This window comes from Pseudomonas sp. S3_E10 (genome assembly GCF_054667615.1).
In genome coordinates this window covers 3,225,007-3,244,196 of the sequence record NZ_CP162743.1, presented here as the reverse complement: position 1 = coordinate 3,244,196, position 19,190 = coordinate 3,225,007, and the positions used below count along the sequence as shown (strand labels likewise).

The following is a 19,190-nucleotide window of genomic DNA, read 5'->3' as shown; positions in this document are numbered from 1 at the left end:
CGATTCATGGGAAACATGGCTTTTTGGCATTCCCTTGGCGCCAATAAATTGCCAGTAAATGTTTAACAACTGGTTGACCACCGCCTATAAAGAACCTGTAAGGCCCTCGGGCCAAAGCCTTCACCCCCTGTATAAGGCCAACACCATGATCGACCTCTCCACTTGGAACCTGAGCATTCCGGTCGGCTCGCCCCCCGCGACTATCGAAACACCGAAACTGCTCAGCGGCTTCAACGACCAGTACTTCCAGGCCGAAGGCAGCAACGTGCAATTCTGGACCCCCGTCACCGGCACCCGCACCGAAAACGCCATCTACCCGCGCAGCGAACTGCGCGAAACCTACGCTGACGGGCGTCTGCGCAACTGGACCTACCCCGAAGCCGACAACTTCCTGCGCGCCACCCTGGCGGTCAACCAAGTGCCCTCCAGCGGCAAGATCGTCATCGGGCAGATCCACGCCTACGACAGCCAAAGGCCACTGATCAAGCTCGAATACCAGTTCAAGGAAAAGACTCAGACCGGCAATATCGTCGCCAAAGTGCGCATGCGCCCGGATGAAGACACCAGTCGCGTGATCATCGTCGCCTCCAATGTGCCACTGGAGAAAAGCTTCACCTATGTAATCAACCTCAACAAAGCCGGGCTGCTCAGCGTGTACGCCGCCGACAGCGAATGGAACGAGCGCATCGGCGCGGCGTGGGGCGACAAACCGCTGTACTTCAAGGCGGGCGCGTATGTGCAGGACAACAGTGGGGACAGCAAGGAAGGCGCGAAGGTGGTATTTGAAAAGTTGGATATTGATCACGAATAAACGTCGTCCCCTGTAAACGGAACTCAATGCAACCAGAGAACCCAGCGCCTATCCCTTTGAGCGTGGCTTTGCAGGCGCGCGAGGAACCGGCGCTGAGGCTTTGGGCGTTATCGGCATTAGCTCGGGCTCGCGTGGCGGGGGAAACCGACCCGGTGGTGGCCACATTGGAGCGACCGGTTTGCGAGTGCTCATGCACTATCGCTCCCGTCAGTGATGCTTTACCGCCTTAGCATCGCGCGCCTATCGCCATAAACAACTGTGAGAACTAACAGTGGACTATAGTTTTTGGCGATTAAAACAGGTGACGTTTGTGCGGTTGGGTATTGATCTTGCGTGAATTGTCCCGGTAGTCCCAAGGACGATTCGCAAATAACGCCGACGTCTTAAACACACCATTCAACCCCTGTGGGAGCCATCGCGGACAAGCGCGGTTCCCACAGTTGATCTACTTTGCCTGAAGACGCTGCGCTCGTCCTACACGACCGTTGCGGCATGCCAAGTCGACGCTTATAGCTCGCCCCGTCGCTGGCATTGAATGGCGATAGGGTTTCGCAGCCCTAACGATACGTGTGTAACCAAGCATCATGAATACAATGACGAGTGCATCTGCGCCCGACGTCTGTTTTATGGTGGCTGTGTGTGGGAGACCTTCGGGTCTGCCGGGTTCCTCGTATCCTCGGTCTGCGAACCCGCACACAGCTACCACCCATTCGTTTCGCAGCGAACGGCGGTAGTCCTTTTAGATACGAGGAATATTTGCCATGGTTCAACAACTCCCACCCCGCCGCTTCACGCCCTGCACCGAAACCGCCACCGATTACCCAGTGCTCCTCATCGACAGCGACGCCCCATTGCTCGACCTCCACGCCTGCCTGCGCGAACGCCTCAACGCCGCCCTCGAACACCTCAACCTGATGGCCTGCTCCAGCCTGCCGGACTTTGCAGAGTGCGACTTGAATAACGTGGCCAATACCGCGCGCATTCTGGTGCAGGATGTGAGTGATGTGTTTCGGGTGGTTGAACAGCGAGGGTTCGATACTTCACCGCCAAGCTGATCAAAATCCGGCCACAAAAAGAAGCCCGCATCGCTGCGGGCTTCTTTTTAAACACCTGAGGCTCAGTTCACCTTAGCGTTCAACTCACCTTTCAAATAACGCTGGTACATCGCTTCCAGCGAGATCGGCTTGATCTTCGAGGCATTGCCGGCAGTACCAAACGCTTCATAGCGTGCGATACACACATCACGCATCGCGGTCACGGTAGCACCGAAGAATTTACGTGGGTCGAATTCGCTCGGGTTGGTGGCCATCAGGCGACGCATGGCACCGGTGGAGGCCAAACGCAGGTCGGTGTCGATGTTGACCTTACGCACGCCATGCTTGATGCCTTCGACGATTTCTTCAACCGGTACGCCGTAGGTTTCTTTGATGTCGCCGCCGTACTGGTTGATGATCGCCAGCCACTCTTGCGGTACCGATGAAGAGCCGTGCATCACCAGGTGGGTGTTGGGGATGCGTTTGTGGATTTCCTTGATGCGGTCGATGGCCAGTACGTCGCCGGTGGGCGGCTTGGTGAACTTGTAGGCGCCGTGGCTGGTGCCGATGGCGATGGCCAGGGCGTCGACCTGGGTTTTCTTGACGAAGTCCGCAGCTTCTTCCGGGTCGGTCAGCATTTGGCTGTGATCCAGCACACCTTCGGCGCCGATGCCGTCTTCTTCGCCGGCCATGCCGGTTTCCAGGGAGCCCAGGCAACCCAGCTCGCCTTCAACCGAAACGCCGCAGGCGTGAGCCATGGCTACGGTTTGTTGGGTCACGCGTACGTTGTATTCGTAGTCGGTGGGGGTCTTGCCGTCTTCGCCGAGGGAGCCGTCCATCATGACCGAGCTGAAGCCCAGTTGGATGGAGCGCTGGCACACGTCAGGGCTGGTGCCGTGGTCTTGGTGCATGCACACCGGGATGTGCGGGAATTCTTCAATCGCGGCGAGGATCAGGTGACGCAGGAACGGGGCACCGGCGTATTTGCGCGCACCGGCCGAAGCCTGGACGATCACTGGGGAGTCGGTCTTGTCAGCGGCTTCCATGATGGCGCGCATCTGCTCAAGGTTGTTGACGTTAAAGGCTGGGACGCCGTAGCCGAACTCGGCTGCGTGGTCCAGCATTTGACGCATGCTGATAAGTGCCATTGTGTTGTCTCTCCCGGTCGAGGGTCGTTAATCGTGCAAGCCTGCCGTAGCGGCGGCTGCTATTCAAGTTATTGCCGGTCAGGTTTTGCATGCCTGGCCCGCTGAATCGTTATTGCAGTGTCCGGCCCACCACCTATGCCACTTTGGAACCGGATTTAATGTAGGAAGGGGCAAGCCCCTCCCACATTTGGATTTCATCAAATTTGAAATCTTATTGGGCCTTGCAGCCACGCCCGATCAAATCGTCGGTGGCAACCCAGTAAACCAGGCCTTCCTCACCTTTTGTGTGAAACGCCAACTGGTCGTTGCTGTACAGCACGCCCGAGGCGGCAACGTCCTGTTTAAGACGGTAAACCTGGTCGGAACCGCCGAGGCGTACATCCACCTCGGAACGGGCCTGGTTAGCAAAACGCCAGTTGACCTCGGCCTTGCTGTCGCAGGTCCAGGTGGTCCACTTATCGGCAGGTTCTGCCTTATTGAACATGTTCATGCTGCTGCAACCAGCCAGTAGGGCCAGTGCCGCCAGGGCGAAAACGCCTTTCATTGCCAATCCTCGAACGACGGCCCAAAGGCCGCCACTGCTGTCGGTTAGTTGATCAGACCCGTCAAGGGCAACCCTGTTCCTGACCGTTGGGCGCAGAGTCGTATTTCTCCAGCCGTTCGTTGCCGATGCGCTTGTTGATCACCGGCATGGTCTCGGCTTGCCAGTCAGCCTGATAGCAGTTTTTATCCTGTGCGGGCGCAGGCTTGCTCGCCTCCTGCGCCGCGCTTGGCGTGCTGCCACAGCCGGCCAACAGGCCCGCTGCAATCACCAGTGCCAACGACTTGATCATGGGAATGCTCCTTTTCCTGATCACGTGCCTTAACCTTTGGCTCGGGTTTCCAGCATTTGCACCGCAGGCAGGACCTTGCCTTCGACGAATTCTAGAAACGCGCCGCCACCGGTAGAAATGTAGGAGATCTGGTCAGCCACGCCATATTTGTCGATGGCCGCCAGGGTGTCACCACCGCCGGCGATGGAGAAGGCCGAGCTTTCGGCAATCGCCTTGGCCAGCACTTTGGTGCCGTTGCCGAACTGGTCGAACTCGAATACGCCGACCGGGCCGTTCCACAGGATGGTCTGGGAGGCTTTCAGCAGTTCAGCGAAGTTGGCCGCGGTTTGCGGGCCGATGTCCAGGATCATGTCGTCGTCGGCTACGTCAGCGATCAGCTTGACGGTGGCGGCGGCGCTTTCAGCGAATTCCTTGGCAACAACCACATCGACCGGCAATGGCACGCTGACCTTGGCGGCGATGGCGCGGGCGGTGTCGAGCAGGTCCGGTTCGTACAGCGACTTGCCCACCGGGTGACCGGCTGCGGCCAGGAACGTATTGGCAATGCCGCCGCCGACGATCAGTTGGTTGCAGATCTGGCTCAGGCTGTTAAGCACGTCCAGCTTGGTCGACACCTTGGAGCCGGCCACGATGGCGGCCATCGGTTGCGCCGGTGCGCCCAGGGCTTTGCCCAGTGCGTCCAGTTCAGCGGCCAGCAGTGGGCCGGCTGCCGCAACCTTGGCGAACTTGGCCACGCCGTGGGTCGAGCCTTCGGCACGGTGAGCGGTACCGAAAGCGTCCATCACGAATACGTCGCACAGGGCCGCGTATTGCTGGGCCAGTTCGTCGCTGTTCTTTTTCTCGCCTTTGTTGAAGCGCACGTTTTCGAACAGCACGATATCGCCGGCCTTCACGTCCACGCCGCCCAGGTAATCAGCCACCAGCGGCACGTCGCGGCCCAGGGCACGGCTGAGGTAGTCGGCCACCGGCTTGAGGCTGTTTTCGGCGGAGAACTCACCTTCGGTCGGGCGACCCAGGTGGGAGCAGACCATCACGGCCGCGCCTTTTTCCAGGGCCAGCTTGATGGTCGGCAGCGAGGCCAGGATTCGCGCATCGCTGGTGACTACACCGTCCTTGACTGGGACGTTGAGGTCTTCGCGAATCAGTACGCGCTTACCTTGCAGATCGAGGTCGGTCATCTTCAACACGGTCATGGGTCGCAGTTCCTGAATTACTGTTGAGGTTGTTTAGAGGCGATATGCAGATAATGTTCCGCAACGTCGAGCATTCGGTTGGCAAAACCCCATTCGTTGTCGAACCAGGCCAGGATGTTCACCAGCCTCGGGCCGGAAACGCGGGTCTGGCTGGCATCGACGATCGCCGAATGCGGGTCATGGTTGAAATCACAACTGGCGTGGGGCAACTCGGTATAGGCCAGCAGGCCTTTGAGCGGGCCGCTGGTAGCGGCGTCGCGCAGGATCCGGTTGACCTCCACGGCATCGGTGTCGCTGACGGTTTGCAAGGTGATATCCAGGCAGGAGACGTTCACCGTCGGCACCCGTACGGCTTTGGCCTGGATTCGCCCGGCAAGTTCCGGCAGCAGGCGCTCGATGCCACGGGCCAGGCCGGTGGACACCGGGATCACCGACTGGAACGCCGAGCGTGTGCGGCGCAGGTCTTCATGGTGATAGGCGTCGATCACCGGCTGGTCGTTCATCGCCGAGTGAATTGTGGTGATCGACACGTAATCAATACCAATCGACTGATCCAGCAGGCGCAACAGCGGCACGCTGCAGTTGGTGGTGCAGGAAGCGTTGGACACCAGCAGCTCACTGCCGGTCAGGCAATCCTGGTTAATGCCATAGACGATGGTGGCGTCGACATCTGCCTCGCTGGCCATCGGCTGGGAAAACAACACACACGGTGCTCCGGCGTCGAGAAAACGCTGGCCATCGGCACGGGTGTTGTAGGCACCTGAGCATTCCAATACCAGGTCGACGCCTAGCGCCGCCCAGTCGATGCCCTCGGGGGTGGCACTGCGCAGTACTTTCACGCAGTTGCCGTTGATATGCAGACAATCGCCGTCAACCCGCACTTCGCCGGGAAAGCGGCCGTGGGTGGAGTCAAAGCGTGTCAGGTATTCGATGCTGGCCATGTCGGCCAAATCGTTGATCGCAACAATTTCAAACCCGGCGGCGCCCCCTCGCTCGAACAGAGCACGCAAGACGCAACGACCAATGCGGCCGTAGCCGTTGAGTGCAACTTTGTAGGGACGCGGTTGGGGCATGGGGTTCTCGATCAACTTGGGTGAAGGGGTGAATGTGCCACCACCTTCGCGAGCAAGCCCGCTCCCACACTTGAATGGGTTCACAATTGCAACTGTGTGAACCCGATCAAATGTGGGAGCGGGCTTGTTCGCGAAGAGGCCAGCACAGCCACCTCAATCTACAGCCTTAGTCTTCCAGCAGTTCTTCAGCCTGGCCCAGGATGTTTTCCAGGGTGAAACCGAACTCTTCGAACAACGCCGGCGCCGGCGCCGACTCACCGTAGGTGGTCATGCCGATGACGCGGCCTTCCAGGCCCACGTACTTGTACCAGTAGTCGGCATGTGCCGCTTCGATGGCGATACGCGCGCTGACCTGCAACGGCAGCACCGATTGCTTGTAGTCGGCGTCCTGGGCTTCGAACACGCTGGTGCACGGCATGGACACCACACGCACGTTGCGGCCCTGGGCGGTCAGCTTGTCGTAAGCCTGAACGGTCAGGCCCACTTCGGAACCGGTGGAGATCAGGATCAACTCCGGCTCGCCGATGCAATCCTTGAGCACGTAGCCACCGCGGCTGATGTCAGCGATCTGCGCGTCGGTGCGCACCTGATGTTGCAGGTTCTGACGCGAGAAGATCAGCGCCGACGGGCCGTCCTTGCGCTCGATGGCGTGCTTCCAGGCCACGGCGGATTCCACCGCGTCGGCTGGGCGCCAGCAGTCCAGGTTCGGCGTGGTGCGCAGGCTGGTCAGTTGCTCGACCGGCTGGTGCGTCGGGCCGTCTTCGCCCAGGCCGATGGAGTCGTGGGTGTACACATGGATCACACGCTTCTTCATCAGCGCGGCCATGCGTACGGCGTTACGTGCGTACTCCATGAACATCAGGAAGGTCGCGCCGTAAGGCACCAGGCCGCCGTGCAGGGACACGCCGTTCATGATGGCGCTCATGCCGAACTCGCGCACGCCGTAGTACATGTAATTGCCGCTGGCGTCTTCGGCCGAGACACCTTTGCAGCCCTTCCACAGGGTCAGGTTGGAACCGGCCAGGTCGGCCGAACCGCCGAGGAACTCAGGCAGCAGCGGGCCAAAAGCGTTCAGGGTGTTCTGGCTGGCTTTACGGCTGGCGATGGTTTCGCCCTTGGCCGCGACTTCGGCGATGTAGGCCGAGGCTTTTTCCGAGAAGTCGGCAGGCAGGTCGCCTGCCAGGCGGCGGACCAGTTCGTTGGCAAGCTCAGGGAATTCGGCGGAGTAGGCCGCGAAACGCTGGTCCCACTCGGCTTCGGTGGCCAGGCCTTTTTCTTTGGCGTCCCATTCGGCGTAGATGTCGGCCGGGATTTCGAACGGGCCGTGATTCCACTTCAGCGCTTCGCGGGTCAGGGCGATTTCCGCGTCACCCAGTGGAGCGCCGTGACAGTCTTCCTTGCCTTGCTTGTTCGGTGAACCGAAACCGATGGTGGTCTTGCAGCAGATCAGGGTCGGCTGCGCGCTCTTGCGGGCGGTGTCGATGGCAGTCTTGATCTCTTCCGGATCGTGGCCGTCGACATTGCGGATCACCTGCCAGTTGTAGGCTTCGAAACGCTTTGGCGTGTCGTCGGTGAACCAGCCTTCGACTTCGCCATCAATGGAGATGCCGTTGTCATCGTAGAAGGCGATCAGCTTGCCCAGGCCCAAGGTACCGGCCAGGGAGGCGACTTCGTGGGAGATGCCTTCCATCATGCAGCCATCACCCAGGAACACGTAGGTGTGGTGGTCGACGATATCGTGGCCAGGGCGGTTGAACTGCGCGCCCAGCACTTTTTCCGCCAGCGCGAAGCCAACCGCGTTGGCCAGGCCTTGGCCCAGGGGACCGGTGGTGGTCTCGACGCCTGGGGTGTAGCCGAACTCCGGGTGGCCCGGGGTGCGGCTGTGCAACTGGCGGAAGCTCTTGAGGTCGTCGATGGTGACGTCGTAGCCGGTCAGGTGCAGCAGCGAGTAGATCAGCATCGAACCGTGGCCGTTGGACAGCACGAAGCGGTCGCGGTCGGCGAACGACGGATTGCTCGGGTTGTGTTTCAGGTAATCACGCCAAAGTACCTCGGCGATATCCGCCATGCCCATCGGGGCACCGGGATGGCCGCTGTTGGCTTTTTGCACGGCATCCATGCTGAGGGCACGAATGGCGTTGGCACGCTCACGACGGCTGGGCATCGCTGATCTCCTGGGGGCTTGAATAAAGAAACGGAAAAAAGGACCGGCATTTTCCCTCAGCCACCGCCTGCGGGCAATGACAGATAGTCACTTGAGGGTGTTTTTCCTGCGGTTTACCCGGCATTCCCTTGCAGAAACCGGACACCCGTTCGTCTAGAGGGTATAGCGGCTGCTTATAACCGCCACTTATCGATCAATATCAAAACTTTTTGATATTGACCTTGCGGGTATGCCCGCCCGTCACTAGACTGCTGGCCTTATGAACCTACCCGTGCCCTCACTACGTCCAGACGACGGCGATGAACTGGCAGCCCTGTGCAAGGCCGCTGGAGACCCGCTGCGCTTGAACGTTTTACGCGCACTGGCCAATGACTCCTTCGGCGTATTGGAACTGGCGAAGATCTTCGCCATCGGCCAATCGGGCATGAGCCACCATTTGAAGGTGCTGTCCCAGGCCGACCTGGTGGCCACTCGCCGCGAGGGCAATGCAATTTTCTACCGCCGCGCCCTGCCCCATACCGACTTGCTCGGCGGCAAGCTGCATGCCGCGTTGCTTGAAGAAGTCGACAACCTGAGCCTGCCCGGCGACGTACAGTCGCGCATCAGCCAGGTCCATGGGCAGCGCGCAGCGGCGAGCCAAGACTTTTTCGCACGGGTGGCCGAGAAATTTCGCGCCCAGCAAGACCTGATTGCCGGTCTTGCCCAATACCGCGACAGCGTACTGGCACTGCTGGACAAGCTGAGCTTCAGTGAAGGGGCAACTGCCTTGGAAGTCGGCCCAGGGGATGGCGGTTTCCTGCCGGAACTGGCGCGCCGCTTCCAGCAGGTCACTGCGCTGGATAACAGCCCGGCCATGCTCGAACTGGCGCGCCAGCTGTGCGAACGCGAGGCACTGGGTAACGTCAGCCTGCAGTTGGCTGACGCGCTCAACAGCACGACGATCAAGGCCGACTGCGTGGTGCTGAACATGGTCTTGCACCATTTCGCCGCCCCTGCCGACGCGCTCAAGCAAATGGCCGGGTTGCTGCACCCCGGCGGTAGCCTGCTGGTTACGGATTTATGCAGCCACAACCAGAATTGGGCCAGGGAGGCCTGCGGTGATCTCTGGTTGGGATTTGAACAGGACGATCTGGCCCGTTGGGCCACCGCTGCGGGGCTCGTTCCCGGGGAAAGCCTCTATATAGGCTTACGTAATGGTTTCCAGATCCAGGTCCGCCACTTTCAGCGACCGGCTGGCGACACTCACCATCGGTAATATCAGGAAAACATCGAGATGAGCGAATACTCCCTTTTCACCTCCGAGTCCGTGTCTGAAGGGCATCCGGACAAAATCGCCGACCAGATTTCTGATGCGGTGCTGGACGCCATCATTGCGCAAGACAAGTTCGCCCGCGTGGCGTGCGAGACTCTGGTGAAAACCGGTGTAGCAATCATCGCGGGTGAAGTGACCACTACGGCCTGGGTTGATCTGGAGCAGATCGTCCGTGACGTGATCACCGACATCGGCTACAACAGCTCCGACGTCGGCTTCGACGGCGCGACCTGCGGCGTGATGAACATCATCGGCAAGCAGTCCCCGGACATCAACCAGGGTGTCGACCGCGCCAAGCCGGAAGACCAGGGTGCCGGCGACCAGGGCCTGATGTTCGGCTACGCCAGCAACGAAACCGAAGTGCTGATGCCGGCGCCGATCACCTTCTCGCACCAGCTTGTGCAGCGTCAGGCCGAAGCGCGTAAATCCGGCCTGCTGCCATGGCTGCGCCCGGACGCCAAGTCCCAGGTAACCTGCCGTTATGAAGGCGGAAAAGTCGTCGGTATCGACGCTGTGGTTCTTTCGACCCAACACAACCCGGACGTTTCCTACACCGACCTGCGTGAAGGCGTGATGGAGCTGATCGTCAAGCACGTGCTGCCTGCCGAACTGCTGAGCAAGGACACCCAGTTCCACATCAACCCGACCGGCCAGTTCATCATCGGTGGCCCAGTGGGTGACTGCGGCCTGACCGGTCGCAAAATCATCGTCGACAGCTACGGCGGCATGGCCCGTCACGGCGGTGGTGCGTTCTCGGGTAAAGACCCGTCCAAGGTTGACCGTTCCGCAGCGTATGCCGGTCGTTACGTGGCCAAGAACATTGTGGCGGCCGGCCTCGCCGAACGTTGCGAGATTCAGGTTTCCTACGCGATCGGCGTAGCGCAGCCTACATCGATCTCGCTGAATACCTTCGGCACCGGCAAGATCAGCGATGACAAGATCGTCAAACTGGTGCGCGAGGTTTTCGACCTGCGCCCTTATGCGATCACCACCATGCTCGACCTGCTGCACCCGATGTACCAGGAAACCGCAGCCTACGGCCACTTCGGCCGTACCCCTGCGCAGAAAACCGTCGGTGACGACACCTTCACCACCTTCACCTGGGAAAAAACCGACCGCGCCGACGACCTGCGCACGGCAGCCGGCCTGTAATCGCTCGCCGCACCCCAAAGCCCCGCCGGGTTCGCCCGGCGGGGCTTTTTATTGCCCGGTGTTTCGCGGTGATGTTCACATTTTTTGGATCCAAACCTTGCAGGCTAAATAATGGCCCACTAGAATCCGCGCCCTCTCGGGCCCCTTAACCTAATTTGGATATTGCGCTGCGCCCGCCCGGGACTCATCAGCGTGCAGGCAATCGAACATTGAGGTTTTTCATGCGCATCTCCACGCTCGCCCCCGCCGCCCTTTTGCTCAGCCTGTTCGCCCTGCCGGCCCACGCCGCTGACCTGAGCGCACTGAGCGGCGCCCTGACTTCCCAGTTGGGTGGCGGCAATTCCGGCGACTGCCAGAAACAATCCGCAGACCTGCAAACCAAGATCGATGCGGCCGAAGCCAGCAAAGACACCTTGAAAGTGAAGGCCTTCAAAGCAGCGCAAGACCAGATCAACAAAGGTTGTGACAAACTCGCCGAAGCCCAGGCCAAGGCCGACGCCAAGCAGCAAACCCAGGAAGCCAAGGCTGATAAGCCGGATGCCGTGAAAGCCCTGGGCGGTCTGTTCAAGTAAGCAGAAACACCTCGCAAAAAGCCCCGCACTGCCGGGGCTTTTTTATGCCTGAGGAGTTCATTTAGGCTGGGCGCCCCTTCCGAGCAAGGATGCTCACGATGCGCTTATTGATCGCCCTTTTACTCATCGCGTTACCCTACCGGGTCTGGGCCGAAGCCTGCCCGGACGAAGCCCGGACACAGGTCAGCACCCTGGCCGAACAGATCCGCCTGTGGGATGACAGTTATCACCGTCTCGGCCAATCGCCTGTCCATGATGAACTCTACGACCAGGCTCGCCAGCGCCTGGCCCATTGGCGCGAGTGCTTCGCCCCGACCAGCGCGGCACCGGGCAACCCGCTGGCCAGCTCACGGGGTACCGTGCCTCACCCGATTGCGCATACCGGCCTGGAAAAACTGCCAAATGAACAGGCGGCGGGCGCCTGGCTGGGCACCCGCCAGGACGTATGGATTCAACCCAAGGTCGACGGCGTAGCGGTGACGCTGGTGTATCGCCAGGGCCGCTTGAAGCAGGTGGTCAGTCGCGGCGATGGGGTGCTCGGCCAGGACTGGTCCGCCTCCGCGCGCAAGATCCCGGGCATTGTCCAGCAACTGCCGGAACCCATCGACCTGGTGCTGCAAGGCGAACTCTATTGGCGCCTCAACGACCATGTGCAATCGGCCCAGGGCGGGCGCAATGCTCGCAGCAAAGTATCCGGGCTGCTGAACCGTAAACATTTGAGCGATACCGACGCCGCCGGCATCGGCCTGTTTGTCTGGGCCTGGCCCGAAGGCCCTACGGCGTTCAGCGAGCGTCTGGCCACGCTGGCACGCTGGGGTTTCACCGACAGTCAGCGTTACAGCCACCCCGTGCAGAACATCACCGAAGCCGCGCACTGGCGTACTTATTGGTACAACCACCCACTGCCTTTCGCCAGCGACGGGGTTGTGTTGCACCAGGCATCGCGCGCGCCCGCCGAGCGCTGGCGGGCCAGTGCGCCTTACTGGGCTGTAGCCTGGAAGTACCCGGCCTCCAAAGCCTTGGCCCTGGTGCGCAAGGTGCGGTTCAAGATCGGTCGAACCGGGCGCATTACACCCATTCTGGAATTGGAGCCGGTACGGCTGGATGACCGGCAGATCAGCCGGGTCAGCGCCGGCTCTTTGAAACGCTGGCAGGCGCTGGATATACGCCCCGGCGACCAGGTGTCCATCAGCCTCGCGGGGCAGGTGATCCCTCGCCTGGACCAGGTAATTTTGCGCAATGCCACCCGGCTCGACCTTGCAGTACCCGACCCTCGCGACTTCCATGCCTTGAGTTGCTGGCAACTGGACCCCGGCTGCGAAGACCAGTTGCTGGCGCGCCTCACCTGGCTGAGTGGCAACCAGGGCCTGGCCTTGCCCTACTTGGGCCGCGAAACGTGGAACGCTTTGATCCAGGCGGGTCTAATCGCAGGCTTTCTCGATTGGTTGACCCTGGATGCGGCAGAGCTTGCTAACATTGACGGCTTCGGCGATCAAAGCCGCGCGCGGCTGCTCGACAGCCTCGCTAGCGCGCGACAACGGCCCTTTGCACAATGGCTCAAAGCTATGGGCGTACCGCCTGCGGCACGCAACAACCTCAAGGGCGACTGGCAGGCGCTGGCCGCCAGAGACACCCAGGCCTGGCTGGCTATCGATGGCATAGGCCCAGGTCGCGCAGCGCAACTGAGCGCTTTTTTTCGCGACCCGCAGGTACAGGCGCTGGCCGAAACATTACACGTGGCCGGAATAGACGGGTTTTGACCGCACCCAGCCACCTTCAAACCACGGCAGAATTCACCCTGCCATTTGCGACCCCGGAGCCCCACATGAAATGTCTAGCCCCTTTTGCCCTACTGACCGTCGCAAGCTTTATGGCCACCCCACTGCTGGCAGCCGAGGAAGCTTCCCCACTCACTGGCTGTGCCGCCAAGCGCCAAGCCATCACCACCCAGATCGAACAAGCCAAGGCTCACGGCAACAGCGAACAACAGGCAGGCCTGGAAACAGCCCTGAGCGAAGTCACCGCCCACTGCACCGACGCCTCCTTGAAAAAGGAGCGGGAAAACAAGGTGCTCGACGCCAAGCATGAAGTCAGCCGCCGCCAGGCCGACCTCGACAAGGCGATGAAAAAGGGCGATGCCGACAAGATCAACAAACGCAAAGACAAACTCGCCGAGTCCCGCAAAGCACTGCAGGACGCCGTGGAAGAACTCGACCAGTAAACCCGGTCAATGGTCTCGAAATTGTTTATGGCAAGCGCTGCACGCATCTTCGACTTTCTGTATGGCAGGCGAAAGGTTACTGGCCTTGTAGGGCTGAACTTGGCTGGCGATCACCAATTCACCGGTGGCCGCTTCCAGGTCGCGGGCCAGTTGCTGGAACTGCGCCTGTTTTTGCCACACGTCGTCCTTGGCGCTGGTGTGATCTTCTTCTCGTACGCTCGGGAAGTGCTGCCACGGTTCATGGGACAGCGCGTCAAGCTTGACCGCGCCTTCGGCGAATTTCGCGCCATCGAACGGGATGCGCCCGCGCAGCATGCCGCCCAGGTCTTCAGCGGTCTTGAGCATTTGCTTGAAGATCGCCTTGCGCTGGCCCAGCGGCGAATTCGGATCAACGCCGCCACAGGCAGACAATGCCAGGCAGGCCAGCAGTACAACCGTCATTTTTTTACAAGTCATGGTGGCTCAGGGTCACGGGAAACGGTGGCCAGTATCCCCGCCCCGTCCGTAAACACCAATAGCCCTATTAATAATAAGGGTTGCCCCTCGGCGCTACGGCGCGGGCAACCACTTCAGGAATCGCTTGCATGAACCTCTCGTTGAACCCCTGGAGCCGCCGCCTGGCGTGGGCTCTGCCGATGATCGCACTGCTGGCCGGCTGCGACGCGGGCAAGGATAGCGGTAAACAACCCCCCTCTGTTGAACCCGCCAAACCCCACGCCGTCGCCACCTATGTGAGCGCGGTATGGGAGGCCCTGCCGGCGGTGTCCGACAGCGACCTGCTAGCGGGTTTTGAATCCTGGCGCAGTGCCTGCCAGCGCCTCAAGGCCGACCCTGTATGGGGCGCGACCTGCGCGGCGGCGGCCACGGTGCCGGGCAATGCGCCAGCCGTGCGGGGTTTTCTCAAGGAGCGCCTGGATGTGTTCGGCCTGCGCTCGGCCGACGATACCCCGAACGGCTTGATCACCGGCTACTACGAACCGGTCTATCCCGGCAGCCTGACCAAGACCGCCACAGCAAATGTGCCGGTGTACGGCGTGCCGGACGACCTGATCATCGTCAACCTGGAAAGCATCTACCCCGAACTCAAGGGTAAACGCCTGCGTGGCCGCCTGGAGGGCCGTGTACTCAAACCTTATGACGACGCCGGCGCCATCAACGGCCAAGGCTCCACCGCCAAACCGATCGCCTGGCTGACCAACCCGATGGACCTGCAGTTCCTGCAGATCCAGGGTTCCGGCCGCATTCAGCTCAAGGGTGGGCGTCAACTGCGCGTCGGGTATGGCGACCAGAACGGCTACCCGTATCGTCCTATCGGCCGCTGGCTGGTGGAACAAGGCGAGCTGAAGAAAGAAGACGTGACCATGGGCGCGATCAGCGCCTGGGCCAAGGCGCATCCGGAGCGAATTACGCAGTTGCTGGCCAGCAACCCCAGCTACGTATTCTTCAGTGCTCGCCCTGACAGCAACGAAGGCCCGCGCGGTTCGCTGAACGTGCCACTCACCGCCGGCTACAGCGTGGCGGTGGACCGCAAGGTGATTCCGCTGGGCAGCCTGTTGTGGCTGTCGACTACCAAGCCCGACGGCACGCCACTGGCACGCCCTGTCGCCGCGCAAGATACCGGCGGTGCAATCACCGGCGAAGTACGCGCGGATTTGTTCTGGGGCACCGGCGAAGCCGCGGGTGAACTGGCGGGGAACATGAAGCAGCAGGGGCAAATCTGGATGTTGTGGCCTAAAGGCGCGGCGTTGCCGCAGGTGCCGGATGCACCCGCCGGGAGCTGACAGACACTGAAAGTCAAAATGTGAAGCAGGCCCAGTGTGGTGGGCGGGCTCCCACACTGGGCCTGCATCAGACCTTAGATCGAGACAAAGAAGAAACTCGCAATCAAGGCCATGCCCACCGTCCACACCAGCGAACGCAATATCGCCCAGTCGGCCAGGTAGCAAATGATGTACAGCAGGCGGCTGGTGATAAACAGCACGGCCAACACGTTGATGGTCACCAGTTCGGCGGTGCCGGCCAGGTGGGCGACAATCACCGCCGCCGCGAACGCCGGCGTCACTTCAAAGCTGTTGAGCTGTGCGCTGTGGGCACGTTTGGCAACCCCTTCGAGGTTGTCCAGAAAAGCCCGAGGGTCGTGGTTATCACGCGCGCCGAATTTGCCGTCACTGAACTTGGCCACACCTGTACACAGGTAAGGCAGAAAAATGGCGATTAACACACACCAGAAAGCAACCGTCATCACTCATTCCTTATGTAGTTTTATGCAGCAATTAGAGTTCTAGCACTAAACATCAGACATCGCACCTACCCGCTAGGAGCCGTGGCGCGCCGAAAGGTTCGATCGCGCGCATGAGGGTCAAGCGCACAACCGGACCGCCCCGGGCCACGCCTGACATTCACTGGTTCTTGTCAATCTGCTGCGGATGCCTCGGGTCTGCAGCCTTCTTGCCCGGCAGGCTGCCTTCGCTGCGGATCTGCGCGTGGCTGATCAGGGCAAAGATAAAGCTGCCGCCGATGATATTGCCCGCCAGTGTCGGGCCGGCAAACACCAGCCAGAAATCCTTCCACGGCAGTTCGCCGGCAAACACCAGGTAGGACACTTCCGCTGAACCCACCACGATATGGGTGAAGTCGCCCAAGGCCATCAGGTAAGTGATCAGAATGATGATCCACATCTTGGCGCTTTCCATCGACGGGATCATCCACACCATGGTCGCGATCATCCAACCGGAGACGATGCCTTTGGCGAACATCTGGCCAGGATGGTTTTCCATGACCTTGCGCCCGATCTCGAGGAAGGCCAGGTCGGTCTTGGTATCGAAGATCGGCAGGTGCAGCATCACGTAAGCGACCAACAGTGTGCCGCACAGGTTGCCCACCAAGACCACCGTCCATAGCCGCAACAGGCGCCCGAAGTTGGCCAGCGTGGGTTTGCTCATCACGGGCAGCACGGCGGTGAGGGTGTTTTCGGTAAACAGTTGCTGACGCGCCAGGATCACCGCCAAAAAGCCCGCGCAATAGCCAAAACTGGCGATGACCTTGAAGCCTTCAGCGTCCGGCAGGCGTGAGTTGAGCAGCCCCATGGCCATCAACGACAGGCCCATGGTAAGACCCGCCGCCAATGCCGACCACCATAGGGCGGCGACATTGCGCTCAAGCTCCTGGTCGCCCTGGGTACGGATGATTTCATGCAGCACCGCTGCCCGAGGCGGCTGGCTCTTGTCCACGTCCTGCTGCTCTTCCTGCGACAGGTTGGGGGTGTTGCCGTCTTCGTGTGTGGCCATGAGGTCCAGAATCCAAGGGGTGCCTGTAGCTACGACACGCCCCAGCGATGGCTGTTCAGTGGCCAGGTAATTTCCATGCGCAATGATTCGGCAAACAATCAACGCGCGATGGGGTTATTCCTGAAACTGGTCTTTGACGTACTTGATTTCGGTACGCCCATGAGGTGCCGGCAAACCGTCTTCGCCGAGGTTGACGAAGACCATTTTCTCAACCGTCAGGATGCTTTTGCGGGTGATCTTGTTGCGCACTTCACAGGTAAGCGTGATGGAGGTGCGACCAAATTCGGTGGCGGTGATGCCCAACTCGATGATGTCGCCCTGGCGCGAGGCGCTGACGAAGTTGATTTCGGAGATGTACTTGGTCACCACACGTTGGTTGCCCAACTGGACAATGGCGTAGATCGCCGCTTCTTCGTCGATCCAGCGCAGCAGGCTGCCACCGAACAGGGTGCCGTTGGGGTTGAGGTCTTCAGGTTTTACCCATTTGCGGGTGTGGAAGTTCATGGTCACTCCAAAGCGTCTTGCGAAATGATGGGCAACATCATGGCAGAGCCCAGGCCCAAGCTCTATGAGCCATTACCTATCAAGCCCATGAGCGATCTTCATGCCGCCGACAGAAAGGCTTGGGAAGTCCGGCGCACACAGCTATAATCGCCACCGCTTCAAAACGGTCATCTTCAATTGATACCGTTCTCCCGCCACCTGTCCGAGGGGCGCTGCAGCAGGCTTGGCCTGTCAGGCTCGGATGGGGCGTTGTCCGGCCTGGTCGTCCAGCTGGATACTAAACGCACAACGGCGCCCATTCGCACACTACGAATGGAGGCTCTCTATGAGCGCTGTAATCACGCCTGCAGATTTCACCGACTACAAAGTCGCCGACATGTCCCTCGCTGCCTGGGGCCGTCGCGAAACCTTTATCGCCGAATCCGAAATGCCTGCCCTGATGGGCCTGCGTCGCAAGTACGCCGCAGAGCAACCGCTCAAGGGCGCGAAGATTCTCGGCTGCATCCACATGACCATCCAGACTGCCGTGCTGATCGAAACCCTGGTTGCCCTGGGTGCCGAAGTGCGTTGGTCGTCGTGCAATATCTTCTCCACTCAAGACCAGGCCGCTGCCGCTATCGCTGCCGCCGGTATCCCGGTATTCGCCTGGAAAGGCGAGACCGAAGAAGAGTACGAGTGGTGCCTGGAGCAAACCATCCTCAAGGATGGCGCGCCTTGGGATGCCAACATGATCCTCGACGACGGCGGCGACCTGACCGAGCTGCTGCACAAGAAGTACCCAGCCATCCTCGACCGCGTCCACGGCGTGACCGAAGAAACCACCACCGGCGTGCACCGCCTGCTGGACATGCTGGCCAAGGGCGAGCTGAAAATCCCGGCCATCAACGTCAACGACTCGGTGACCAAGAGCAAGAACGACAACAAGTACGGCTGCCGTCACAGCCTGAACGACGCCATCAAGCGCGGCACCGACCACCTGCTGTCGGGCAAGCAAGCCCTGGTGATCGGCTACGGTGACGTGGGCAAGGGTTCGTCCCAGTCCCTGCGTCAGGAAGGCATGATCGTTAAAGTCTCCGAAGTCGACCCGATCTGCGCCATGCAGGCCTGCATGGACGGTTTCGAAGTGGTTTCGCCGTTCATCGACGGTATCAACGACGGCACCGAAGCGAGCATCGACAAGGCTCTGCTGGGCAAGATCGATCTGATCGTGACCACCACCGGCAACGTGAATGTTTGCGACGCGAACATGCTCAAGGCCCTGAAAAAGCGCGCCGTTGTCTGCAACATCGGTCACTTTGACAACGAAATCGACACCGCTTTCATGCGCAAGAACTGGGCATGGGAAGAAGTGAAGCCACAGGTACACAAGGTTCACCGTACCGGTGCCGGCGCTTTCGACCCACAGAACGACGACTACCTGATCCTGCTGGCTGAAGGCCGTCTGGTTAACCTGGGCAACGCCACCGGCCACCCAAGCCGCATCATGGATGGCTCGTTCGCCAACCAGGTACTGGCCCAGATCTTCCTGTTCGGCCAGAAATACGCCGACCTGTCGCCGGCCCAGAAAGCCGAGCGCCTGACCGTGGAAGTCCTGCCGAAGAAACTCGACGAAGAAGTGGCCCTGGAGATGGTCCGCGGCTTCGGCGGCGTGGTGACTCAACTGACCAAGACCCAGGCCGACTACATCGGCGTGACGGTTGAAGGCCCGTTCAAGCCGCATGCTTACCGTTACTAAGTAGCCCGCTCTCTCCCTGTCGGAGCGAGCTTGTGTGGGAGCGGGCTTGCTCGCGAAGGCGGAGTGTCAGTTGTTAATTTATGTCGACTGACACGACCCTTCGCGAGCAAGCCCGCTCCCACATTGACGGTGAACACTTTCCGGTTTTTTG

General features: G+C 60.4%; 19 protein-coding genes and 1 riboswitch. Of the genes, 9 read left to right on the top strand and 10 right to left on the bottom strand.

The genetic code is table 11. From position 1 onward, the window contains the following. The first annotated feature begins 145 nt into the window (after nt 1-145). Together AB4N98_RS14775 and AB4N98_RS14770 are read left to right on the top strand one after the other, a co-directional pair. A complete protein-coding gene (locus tag AB4N98_RS14775) occupies nt 146-811 on the top strand; it encodes a polysaccharide lyase family 7 protein (RefSeq protein ID WP_065879395.1) in 666 nt (221 codons plus the stop codon). Between the two features lie 761 nt (nt 812-1,572). Beyond that, entirely contained in the window at nt 1,573-1,866 is a 294-nt protein-coding gene (locus tag AB4N98_RS14770) for a fructose-bisphosphate aldolase (RefSeq protein ID WP_065879340.1), read from the top strand. Nucleotides 1,867-1,928: 62 nt separating this feature from the next. Here AB4N98_RS14770 and fba read toward each other — a convergent pair whose 3' ends face one another. From fba to tkt, 6 genes are all read right to left on the bottom strand, one after another. After that, entirely contained in the window at nt 1,929-2,993 is a 1,065-nt protein-coding gene (gene fba / locus AB4N98_RS14765; RefSeq protein WP_003234513.1) for a class II fructose-bisphosphate aldolase, read from the bottom strand. A gap of 211 nt (nt 2,994-3,204) precedes the next feature. Next, nucleotides 3,205-3,537, bottom strand: a complete 333-nt coding sequence (locus AB4N98_RS14760; RefSeq protein WP_017531025.1) for an MliC family protein — start codon at nt 3,535-3,537, stop codon at nt 3,205-3,207. 61 nt (nt 3,538-3,598) lie between these two features. After that, entirely contained in the window at nt 3,599-3,826 is a 228-nt protein-coding gene (locus AB4N98_RS14755) for a hypothetical protein (protein ID WP_017531024.1), read from the bottom strand. 29 nt (nt 3,827-3,855) lie between these two features. Further along, entirely contained in the window at nt 3,856-5,019 is a 1,164-nt protein-coding gene (locus tag AB4N98_RS14750; RefSeq protein ID WP_017531023.1) for a phosphoglycerate kinase, read from the bottom strand. A 17-nt stretch (nt 5,020-5,036) separates the two neighbouring features. After that, the gene (gene epd / locus AB4N98_RS14745; RefSeq protein WP_460148719.1) at nt 5,037-6,092 is read right to left on the bottom strand and encodes an erythrose-4-phosphate dehydrogenase; all 1,056 of its coding nucleotides are present in this window, start codon (nt 6,090-6,092) and stop codon (nt 5,037-5,039) included. A 166-nt stretch (nt 6,093-6,258) separates the two neighbouring features. Continuing rightward, complete coding sequence (tkt, locus tag AB4N98_RS14740; protein ID WP_017531021.1) at nt 6,259-8,256, bottom strand: transketolase; 1,998 nt, start codon at nt 8,254-8,256, stop codon at nt 6,259-6,261. Nucleotides 8,257-8,515: 259 nt separating this feature from the next. Between tkt and AB4N98_RS14735 the strand changes: the two genes are divergently transcribed. The 5 genes from AB4N98_RS14735 (at nt 8,516) to AB4N98_RS14715 (ending at nt 13,513) form a co-directional block, all read left to right on the top strand. Then, the gene (locus AB4N98_RS14735; RefSeq protein WP_017531020.1) at nt 8,516-9,511 is read left to right on the top strand and encodes an ArsR/SmtB family transcription factor; all 996 of its coding nucleotides are present in this window, start codon (nt 8,516-8,518) and stop codon (nt 9,509-9,511) included. Between the two features lie 18 nt (nt 9,512-9,529). Then, on the top strand, nt 9,530-10,720 hold the full coding sequence (gene metK, locus AB4N98_RS14730) for a methionine adenosyltransferase (RefSeq protein WP_017531019.1): 1,191 nt from the start codon (nt 9,530-9,532) through the stop codon (nt 10,718-10,720). Nucleotides 10,721-10,941: 221 nt separating this feature from the next. Continuing rightward, the gene (locus tag AB4N98_RS14725; RefSeq protein WP_017531018.1) at nt 10,942-11,292 is read left to right on the top strand and encodes a hypothetical protein; all 351 of its coding nucleotides are present in this window, start codon (nt 10,942-10,944) and stop codon (nt 11,290-11,292) included. A 98-nt stretch (nt 11,293-11,390) separates the two neighbouring features. Beyond that, nucleotides 11,391-13,052: an NAD-dependent DNA ligase LigB gene (gene ligB, locus AB4N98_RS14720; protein WP_068938109.1), complete on the top strand. Its 1,662-nt coding sequence runs from the start codon at nt 11,391-11,393 to the stop codon at nt 13,050-13,052. Between the two features lie 65 nt (nt 13,053-13,117). After that, nucleotides 13,118-13,513: a DUF1090 domain-containing protein gene (locus tag AB4N98_RS14715; protein WP_017531016.1), complete on the top strand. Its 396-nt coding sequence runs from the start codon at nt 13,118-13,120 to the stop codon at nt 13,511-13,513. Nucleotides 13,514-13,519: 6 nt separating this feature from the next. On the opposite strand, the gene AB4N98_RS14710 is transcribed toward AB4N98_RS14715, so the two are convergent. After that, nucleotides 13,520-13,969 carry a c-type cytochrome gene (locus tag AB4N98_RS14710; protein WP_017531015.1) on the bottom strand — a complete coding sequence of 150 codons (450 nt, stop codon included), beginning with the start codon at nt 13,967-13,969 and terminating at the stop codon, nt 13,520-13,522. A gap of 128 nt (nt 13,970-14,097) precedes the next feature. On the opposite strand from AB4N98_RS14710, the gene mltA reads away from it, so the two are divergent. Next, nucleotides 14,098-15,294, top strand: a complete 1,197-nt coding sequence (mltA, locus tag AB4N98_RS14705; protein ID WP_065879336.1) for a murein transglycosylase A — start codon at nt 14,098-14,100, stop codon at nt 15,292-15,294. Nucleotides 15,295-15,368: 74 nt separating this feature from the next. On the opposite strand, the gene AB4N98_RS14700 is transcribed toward mltA, so the two are convergent. The 3 genes from AB4N98_RS14700 to AB4N98_RS14690 form a co-directional block, all read right to left on the bottom strand. Continuing rightward, nucleotides 15,369-15,755 carry an MAPEG family protein gene (locus AB4N98_RS14700; RefSeq protein WP_065879335.1) on the bottom strand — a complete coding sequence of 129 codons (387 nt, stop codon included), beginning with the start codon at nt 15,753-15,755 and terminating at the stop codon, nt 15,369-15,371. Between the two features lie 157 nt (nt 15,756-15,912). Further along, entirely contained in the window at nt 15,913-16,800 is an 888-nt protein-coding gene (locus AB4N98_RS14695; RefSeq protein WP_065879334.1) for a formate/nitrite transporter family protein, read from the bottom strand. Between the two features lie 114 nt (nt 16,801-16,914). Beyond that, on the bottom strand, nt 16,915-17,304 hold the full coding sequence (locus AB4N98_RS14690; RefSeq protein WP_017531011.1) for an acyl-CoA thioesterase: 390 nt from the start codon (nt 17,302-17,304) through the stop codon (nt 16,915-16,917). Nucleotides 17,305-17,502: 198 nt separating this feature from the next. After that, nucleotides 17,503-17,608: riboswitch (S-adenosyl-L-homocysteine riboswitch) on the top strand. Nucleotides 17,609-17,629: 21 nt separating this feature from the next. Here AB4N98_RS14690 and ahcY point away from each other — a divergent pair. Beyond that, complete coding sequence (gene ahcY / locus AB4N98_RS14685) at nt 17,630-19,039, top strand: adenosylhomocysteinase (protein ID WP_017531009.1); 1,410 nt, start codon at nt 17,630-17,632, stop codon at nt 19,037-19,039. Nucleotides 19,040-19,190 lie beyond the last annotated feature (151 nt).

Excerpts from the sequence above, each read along its gene's own strand:
- AB4N98_RS14775 (WP_065879395.1), top strand. The coding sequence starts at position 146 with ATGATCGACCTCTCCACTTGGAACCTGAGCATTCCGGTCGGCTCGCCC.
- AB4N98_RS14770 (WP_065879340.1), top strand. The coding sequence starts at position 1,573 with ATGGTTCAACAACTCCCACCCCGCCGCTTCACGCCCTGCACCGAAACC.
- fba (WP_003234513.1), bottom strand. The coding sequence starts at position 2,993 with ATGGCACTTATCAGCATGCGTCAAATGCTGGACCACGCAGCCGAGTTC.
- AB4N98_RS14760 (WP_017531025.1), bottom strand. The coding sequence starts at position 3,537 with ATGAAAGGCGTTTTCGCCCTGGCGGCACTGGCCCTACTGGCTGGTTGC.
- AB4N98_RS14755 (WP_017531024.1), bottom strand. The coding sequence starts at position 3,826 with ATGATCAAGTCGTTGGCACTGGTGATTGCAGCGGGCCTGTTGGCCGGC.
- AB4N98_RS14750 (WP_017531023.1), bottom strand. The coding sequence starts at position 5,019 with ATGACCGTGTTGAAGATGACCGACCTCGATCTGCAAGGTAAGCGCGTA.
- epd (WP_460148719.1), bottom strand. The coding sequence starts at position 6,092 with ATGCCCCAACCGCGTCCCTACAAAGTTGCACTCAACGGCTACGGCCGC.
- tkt (WP_017531021.1), bottom strand. The coding sequence starts at position 8,256 with ATGCCCAGCCGTCGTGAGCGTGCCAACGCCATTCGTGCCCTCAGCATG.
- AB4N98_RS14735 (WP_017531020.1), top strand. The coding sequence starts at position 8,516 with ATGAACCTACCCGTGCCCTCACTACGTCCAGACGACGGCGATGAACTG.
- metK (WP_017531019.1), top strand. The coding sequence starts at position 9,530 with ATGAGCGAATACTCCCTTTTCACCTCCGAGTCCGTGTCTGAAGGGCAT.
- AB4N98_RS14725 (WP_017531018.1), top strand. The coding sequence starts at position 10,942 with ATGCGCATCTCCACGCTCGCCCCCGCCGCCCTTTTGCTCAGCCTGTTC.
- ligB (WP_068938109.1), top strand. The coding sequence starts at position 11,391 with ATGCGCTTATTGATCGCCCTTTTACTCATCGCGTTACCCTACCGGGTC.
- AB4N98_RS14715 (WP_017531016.1), top strand. The coding sequence starts at position 13,118 with ATGAAATGTCTAGCCCCTTTTGCCCTACTGACCGTCGCAAGCTTTATG.
- AB4N98_RS14710 (WP_017531015.1), bottom strand. The coding sequence starts at position 13,969 with ATGACTTGTAAAAAAATGACGGTTGTACTGCTGGCCTGCCTGGCATTG.
- mltA (WP_065879336.1), top strand. The coding sequence starts at position 14,098 with ATGAACCTCTCGTTGAACCCCTGGAGCCGCCGCCTGGCGTGGGCTCTG.
- AB4N98_RS14700 (WP_065879335.1), bottom strand. The coding sequence starts at position 15,755 with ATGACGGTTGCTTTCTGGTGTGTGTTAATCGCCATTTTTCTGCCTTAC.
- AB4N98_RS14695 (WP_065879334.1), bottom strand. The coding sequence starts at position 16,800 with ATGGCCACACACGAAGACGGCAACACCCCCAACCTGTCGCAGGAAGAG.
- AB4N98_RS14690 (WP_017531011.1), bottom strand. The coding sequence starts at position 17,304 with ATGAACTTCCACACCCGCAAATGGGTAAAACCTGAAGACCTCAACCCC.
- ahcY (WP_017531009.1), top strand. The coding sequence starts at position 17,630 with ATGAGCGCTGTAATCACGCCTGCAGATTTCACCGACTACAAAGTCGCC.